At 39.5% G+C, this 6,055-nt stretch carries 7 protein-coding genes; 1 reads left to right on the forward strand and 6 read right to left on the reverse strand.

The annotated features are described in order from the left end of the window. Positions 1 to 120 precede the first annotated feature (120 nt). Positions 121 to 1,068 (reverse strand): DMT family transporter, encoded by a 948-nt coding sequence (locus ADA55_RS08445; protein ID WP_048681971.1) that lies wholly within the window; start codon positions 1,066 to 1,068, stop codon positions 121 to 123. Positions 1,069 to 1,246: 178 nt separating this feature from the next. Further along, complete coding sequence (locus tag ADA55_RS08450) at positions 1,247 to 1,600, reverse strand: hypothetical protein (RefSeq protein ID WP_048681975.1); 354 nt, start codon at positions 1,598 to 1,600, stop codon at positions 1,247 to 1,249. A 197-nt stretch (positions 1,601 to 1,797) separates the two neighbouring features. Between ADA55_RS08450 and ADA55_RS08455 the strand changes: the two genes are divergently transcribed. Next, a complete protein-coding gene (locus tag ADA55_RS08455) occupies positions 1,798 to 2,124 on the forward strand; it encodes a YnfA family protein (RefSeq protein ID WP_048681978.1) in 327 nt (108 codons plus the stop codon). 109 nt (positions 2,125 to 2,233) lie between these two features. Here ADA55_RS08455 and ADA55_RS08460 read toward each other — a convergent pair whose 3' ends face one another. From ADA55_RS08460 to ADA55_RS08470, 4 genes are all read right to left on the reverse strand, one after another. Beyond that, a complete protein-coding gene (locus tag ADA55_RS08460) occupies positions 2,234 to 3,436 on the reverse strand; it encodes an MFS transporter (protein ID WP_226990437.1) in 1,203 nt (400 codons plus the stop codon). Then, positions 3,436 to 3,576, reverse strand: a complete 141-nt coding sequence (locus tag ADA55_RS30395) for a hypothetical protein (RefSeq protein WP_226990436.1) — start codon at positions 3,574 to 3,576, stop codon at positions 3,436 to 3,438. Before ADA55_RS30395 ends, ADA55_RS08460 begins: the two co-directional genes overlap by 1 nt. A gap of 172 nt (positions 3,577 to 3,748) precedes the next feature. Then, positions 3,749 to 3,937 carry a hypothetical protein gene (locus tag ADA55_RS08465; protein WP_048681982.1) on the reverse strand — a complete coding sequence of 63 codons (189 nt, stop codon included), beginning with the start codon at positions 3,935 to 3,937 and terminating at the stop codon, positions 3,749 to 3,751. 303 nt (positions 3,938 to 4,240) lie between these two features. Continuing rightward, the gene (locus ADA55_RS08470) at positions 4,241 to 5,608 is read right to left on the reverse strand and encodes an MFS transporter (RefSeq protein ID WP_048681984.1); all 1,368 of its coding nucleotides are present in this window, start codon (positions 5,606 to 5,608) and stop codon (positions 4,241 to 4,243) included. Between the last annotated feature and the right edge of the window lie 447 nt (positions 5,609 to 6,055).

The raw sequence follows: 6,055 nt of genomic DNA on the forward strand, positions 1-6,055 counted from the left end.
GGTCTTAGAAGCTGCTTAAATTATATGTCTAACTTTATTGGGTCAGATCACTTGATTTTCATCGAGTTTGTCTACAGTCTGAAAGGTCCATTCCTATTGGGATGGACCTTTTTCATTCATTTACAATTTCCCTTCATTATACTCAAGATTCACTTTTATTGAATGCTCTCTCTTCACTCCAAAATAATTCGTGCCTATTACACCTAAAATGATTAGTATCGAACCCAATATATCATAGATCGTAAGCTTTTCATTTAGAATGAGAGCTCCTGCTGCAATCGTGACAACAGTGGAAAGATTTGCAAACACACTCATTTGGGACGCTTTTATTTTTGATAAAATCGTATTGGATAATAATGAAGTGACCAATGAAGCCAATATTCCCAAATACAAAATGGAACTGATGAATTCCATGCTCGACCATGGTGTAAAGAATTCCGGCATCGTACCTTGTTTTAAATGGGTAACGAGTGCAGCTGCATTAAAAATGACAAAGCCTGTTCCCATCATGAAAAAGGACATTTCACCTGGTGTATAGTCCTTGGCAAGTGAACGGGTCATCGTTGTATAACAAGCCGTTGCAATACAGGATAGCAGGATCAACACCATCCCAAGCATGTCGGAAAAATTGATGGTGCTCCCTTTCATCACAAAAATGAAAATGACCCCAACTACCGACAAGACAATCGAAAGTTTTTGATATAAAGATGTTTTCTCCTTAAGGAAGTATCCAGCTATCATCAATGTTAGAATTGGAGTGACGGCAGAAAGAATTCCAGCATCGGTGGATTGCGAATACTTAAGCCCGAAAGTTTGAAAGGCAAAGAAAAGAGTTGGGAATAATAGAGAAAGCGGTACAAGATTTTTAATCGACTCCCAAGAATAGTTCACCTTAATGACTTTTACGGCGACCAGCAACAAAATGATGGCGAAAGAAACCGTGAACCGGAACGCCAAAGTATCAAGGGGATTCGATTCAGCAATCGCCATTTTCGTGAATAAGAAAGATAGGCCGACAATACTTGAATGAAATAACGCTAACATGTATGCAAATGATCGGGATTTCATGGCTGCAACTCCTCAACTAGATTACTATATTCCTATTTAGGTATAGTACCCTTTGCATCTGTATTGCAACCCAAGTTAGAGGTAAAAAACTGGTCTTTTTCTGGATATTTAACGAATTAGAGCCTATTACAATAATGTATGGTCGAATTAAATCCGAATGCATAAATCGTAAGTAATATTAATCGACAATGACAGAGTTTTTTGGATAGGTTTCTTCTAATTCAATACTATTGTAGGCAATTGGTTCTTCAAAGGATGTCCGACTTTTCTGTTTTCTTTTCAAATACATACTGATGGCATAAGCAACTGTGAAGTTTATCAATAAAGCGATTAAGCCAATATTAATATTCAAGAAATTCATCTGAGCCAGATGCATACCTATGGCGAACAGATCCCCTGTAATGAGGCCGGCTGCAATACCTGCAGGTCTTATGGAGCGGAAAAAGAAAATCGTTAATAATCCAGGCAGGAATTGCCCAAAACCATAATAGGCTGTGTTGATCAAGTTCAGCATCAAGCTTGGCGCCAGCAATGTTAACCCCATCGAACACAACAGATAGAAGGACAACAAATCAGCACAAACAACATGATAACAATATCTCTTTTATGAAGAATCATATTCATGCCTTAACGGTGATGCCCAGTTAATTTAATAACAACACTGTAAAGAATGATCATTTACCGTTTCATCTATGATAAAATTTCAACGAGGAAGCGAGGTATACATATATGTTGGTTACTATTGTAATTTTCGTTATGGCTGGTCTGGCGGAAATTGGCGGCGGTTACCTTATTTGGCTTTGGTTAAGAGAAGGTAAATCCATTTATCTAGGCTTAGCCGGAGGTTTCGGGTTGGTGTTATACGGCATCATTGCAACATTTCAAACCTTACCTACCTTTGGCCGTGTATATGCTGCATATGGCGGGGTTTTCATAGTTCTTTCTGTTTTATGGGGATGGGGCATCGATAAGAAAACCCCTGATTTATATGATTGGATTGGAGCTGCAATCTGTTTAGTCGGGGTTTCAGTTATTTTATGGGGCCCTAGACAGTGAAAAAATTAAAGGGCACAAGGCCCTTTGGTTTTTTTACCATACCTCCAAATGTTGTTTTGACTGATTTTCATTAGATTATTTCCATACAGTGATCCAGCTTGGGTGTACATCATATCAATTTCTTTTCCTGCCTGTTTGCCGTCAAATTGCTGAAGTTATCCTGTATGAACCAAATCGCCATTGCTGCAATTATGCATGGTATGGCAAAAGCTAAAAAATTGACTTGCAATGACAACTTCATATCAAGCAGGACCCCACAGAAAGTAGGAGCGAGTATTCCGCCAATTCTGCCGATACCCAATGCCCAGCCGACACCTGTAGAACGGATTTCATTCGGATAATACTGGGATACATATGCATTCGTTACGATTTGTGTACCTGTTGTCGTACCTCCTGCAATGGCAATCAGTATATACAGCATGACCATGCTTGGCTTGAAGCTCAGCATCGTGAGGGTAATGAATCCTATGACCAGGAAAGTAACCAGAATCCTCTTGGAACCATATCTATCTGCAAGCTTCTCTCCAACGATCGCCCCAAAAACTGCTCCAAGGTTCAATACGACTAAGAATGTCAGGCTTGAACCTAATTCATATCCTGCCCCTCCCATGATTTTTGGCAGCCATGTACTCAAACCATACATTACGAACAAACACATGAAAAATGCAGTCCAGAACATGAGGGTGCTCAAAGTCCTGCCATTTTTGAACAACTGCTTAACTGGAAACCCTTTCATTTCACTTTTGAGTTGCTCCTGAAGGACAAAATTATCATTAATGGTGTATTGCCCGTCTGCCTTCACTTGATTCAGAACGCTCACCAATTTGCTTTTCTTGTTTTTTGTCATGAAATAAATTATTGACTCAGGCAGCAATTTATATAGTATGGGCATGAAGATCAACGGGAGTGCACCAAGCCAAACCACTGCCCGCCAACCAAAGTTCGGAATTAGGTACATCGCCCCCAATGAAGCGACAACTCCCCCTAGTGCGTGTCCGCTGAACATGATCGCAACCAGGGTACTTCTAAGTTTTTTAGGAGAATATTCAGTAATGATTGCAATTAGGTTCGGCATGACTCCTCCCAAGCCTAATCCTGCAATAAAACGTTGGATTCCAAAAGAAGTTGGATCATCGGCAAAACCTGAAGTAAAGGTAAATACGGAAAAAATGACCGTACAAATCAAAATGACTTTCTTTCTGCCGAATTTATCCGCCAGCGGTCCAAAGACCAACGCTCCTATCATCATTCCAAACAATGCATAGCTGCTGAATAACCCCGCCTCTACAGCAGTTATCCTCCACTCCGCCATCAAAGATGGAGAATCGTCCCAAGCATGAACATATCATACCCGTCACAGATGATGATAAAGATACAACATAATAAAATCTGTAAATGAAAACGGTTAAATTTTTGTTCATCAATCATTTCAGACACTTGGATTGTGCGCATTTCCTTCCCCTCTTTCTGCTTTTAGTTAAAATACAAATTATACATATATAGAACTAAGTTCACTATATATTAACCTATTTTTTAGAATATTGTCAATAATCAAAGTTTGATTAGCCATATTAATCAACAAAAAAACCCTCTTATCAAAGAGGGCTTTTTTTGTGTATAAGGATTAAGCTTCCAAGGCTTCTTTACGCTTTCTTTTCCTTGATTCTGTTATTAAATCATAACCAAGATAAAGGATGATGGCTCCGCCTAACAATTTAACATATAACGGAATGTCCGCTATAAAGAAGTAAATCATAGAGAATAATGTCCCTATAATGCATAACCAAAAAATTACATGTTTTAAAATTTTCAAAGTATTGACTCCTCACAAAAGATGAGATTAATTTCTAGTTCGCTCCACTTTAAGGGAGAATTAATTATCCGTACCTTCATTCTAACATTTATTCTTTATAGTAAGAGTGACTCATATTGCGAAATTATGAACATTTAAGCAACTTTTTTTCAAAAGTAGGTCACGCCAAACAATTTCTGGAAAACCTTTACGCTATTTCTGGTCTATTCGCCATTTCATTACTATGGCCAAAAAAGGCCAATAAAACAAATAGGCATGAAATGACAGCGAGGGTATCCCAGCACTGCATTTCATGCATGTAGTTCACAAGACGTTCATTTTATTGGATTCTACGACCATTTCTTCCGTTGGTTCCGAATGATCCTGTTTATAATAAGCCATTTTCACTGGAACGAATGATAAGGCAACCGCAGCAATGAGACCCGGAATGGCGAAGGCGATGAAATTCAATTGGATGGGTAGCGAGATGGATAATAAAAATCCGCCGAGTATGGGCCCGAGCATACCGCCAATCCTTCCGATACCAGAAGCCACCCCTAGTGCAGTCGATCTAATATTTGGTGGATAGTACTGGGAAACATAGGCTTGTACAAGGTTTTGGGCACCAATGGTACAGGCTCCTGCAATCGCTACCAATGTGTAAATCACAAATGAGCTTCCGCCCATTCCCAATAGTGTCAAACTTACAGCCCCAAGCGCATACATCGGCACAAGCATTTTCTTGGAACCATAACGATCACAAAGTTTAGCGATGATAAGCGTGCCCACGATAGCGCCGCCTTGAAGGACGATCAAGAAACCTAAGCTTGAATTCAGCGCATACCCTGCCTCGATCATTAGCTTTGGAAGCCATGTATTCAATCCATATACCATCAATAAGCACATGAAAAAGGCGATCCAGAACATCAATGTGCTAAGAGCACGGGAATCCTTAAACAAACCAACAATCGGCATATTGGCTTCTGTTTTTTTCACTTCCACAAGTTCGTCCTTGATGTCGAATTTACTTTCCGGACTTACCTTGGATAATATTCTGATTAGTTCTTCCTTTTTGTTAATTCTGATCAGATGGGTCGAAGCCTCTGGTAAACGTTTCATCATGAAGGGTAAAAATAACAATGGCATTCCGGCAAACCAGAATATTGATTCCCAACCTAGTGTCGGCATAACCAGGATGCCCAGTATCGGCGCAAGCATCCCTCCGAATGAGTAACCGCACAAAACGATTGAAACGACCATGCTCCGTATCGTTTTCGGTGCATAATCCGTCAATAAGGCAATGACGTTCGGCATGATGCCCCCAAGCCCTAATCCCGCAAGAAATCGGAAAGTCGAAAACATCGTAGGCGTATCCGCAAATCCACATAAAAGCGTAAATAAACTAAATAAAATAAGTGTAATCGCGATTACGTTTTTCCTGCCAATCCGATCTGCTAATGTACCAAAGAAGATGGCCCCGAACAACATTCCAAATAGACCGTAGCTGCCCATAGCCCCCGCTTCCACGGAAGTAAGGTTCCATTCCTCCGTCAATAACGGGACGACTGTCCCGTATACGACAAGGTCATAGCCGTCAAAAAGGATAATGATAAAACACCATGCCAGCAATCCAAAATGAAAGCGGTTAAATTTACTGTTGCTAATTACCTCGGTCGTATTAACTTTAGCCATAAAATTTTTCTCCTCTCTAGGTGACTGCATTAATTCCATCCAAATGATAGCGCTTACGTAATCACTCAAAAAATATTCGACTCGTATATTTTATATAAATAGTGAACCGAGTTATCTAATTGTTATTATAAATGCTAATTATCTGATATTTCAATAAAAACTTTCACAAATTATTCATAATTCGTGAAGCCTTCACATAACCAGGTTAATTACTGGGTATTTACGATTTCTGATAACATCCTTTTTATCCGATTTTCAACGATCCAAACCGTAAAACGACAAAAAACCAGTCCCTTATCGGACTGGTTTCTAATTATAAAAGTAGTAAGCCGCAATTGCCGTATTCAAGTAAGAAAGTTTTAAACCACCACTCCTCAAAGTGGGTGTTTGCAGAAGCAATCCTGTTGTCCAAGTCAGTGACGAGGCATAACATTCCTGTTTCAATAT

This window comes from Bacillus sp. 220_BSPC, from assembly GCF_001054655.1.
Classification (GTDB): domain Bacteria; phylum Bacillota; class Bacilli; order Bacillales; family DSM-1321; genus Peribacillus; species Peribacillus frigoritolerans.

Excerpts from the sequence above, each read along its gene's own strand:
- ADA55_RS08470 (WP_048681984.1), bottom strand. The coding sequence starts at position 5,608 with ATGGCTAAAGTTAATACGACCGAGGTAATTAGCAACAGTAAATTTAAC.
- ADA55_RS08455 (WP_048681978.1), top strand. The coding sequence starts at position 1,798 with ATGTTGGTTACTATTGTAATTTTCGTTATGGCTGGTCTGGCGGAAATT.
- ADA55_RS30395 (WP_226990436.1), bottom strand. The coding sequence starts at position 3,576 with ATGCGCACAATCCAAGTGTCTGAAATGATTGATGAACAAAAATTTAAC.
- ADA55_RS08445 (WP_048681971.1), bottom strand. The coding sequence starts at position 1,068 with ATGAAATCCCGATCATTTGCATACATGTTAGCGTTATTTCATTCAAGT.
- ADA55_RS08460 (WP_226990437.1), bottom strand. The coding sequence starts at position 3,436 with ATGGCGGAGTGGAGGATAACTGCTGTAGAGGCGGGGTTATTCAGCAGC.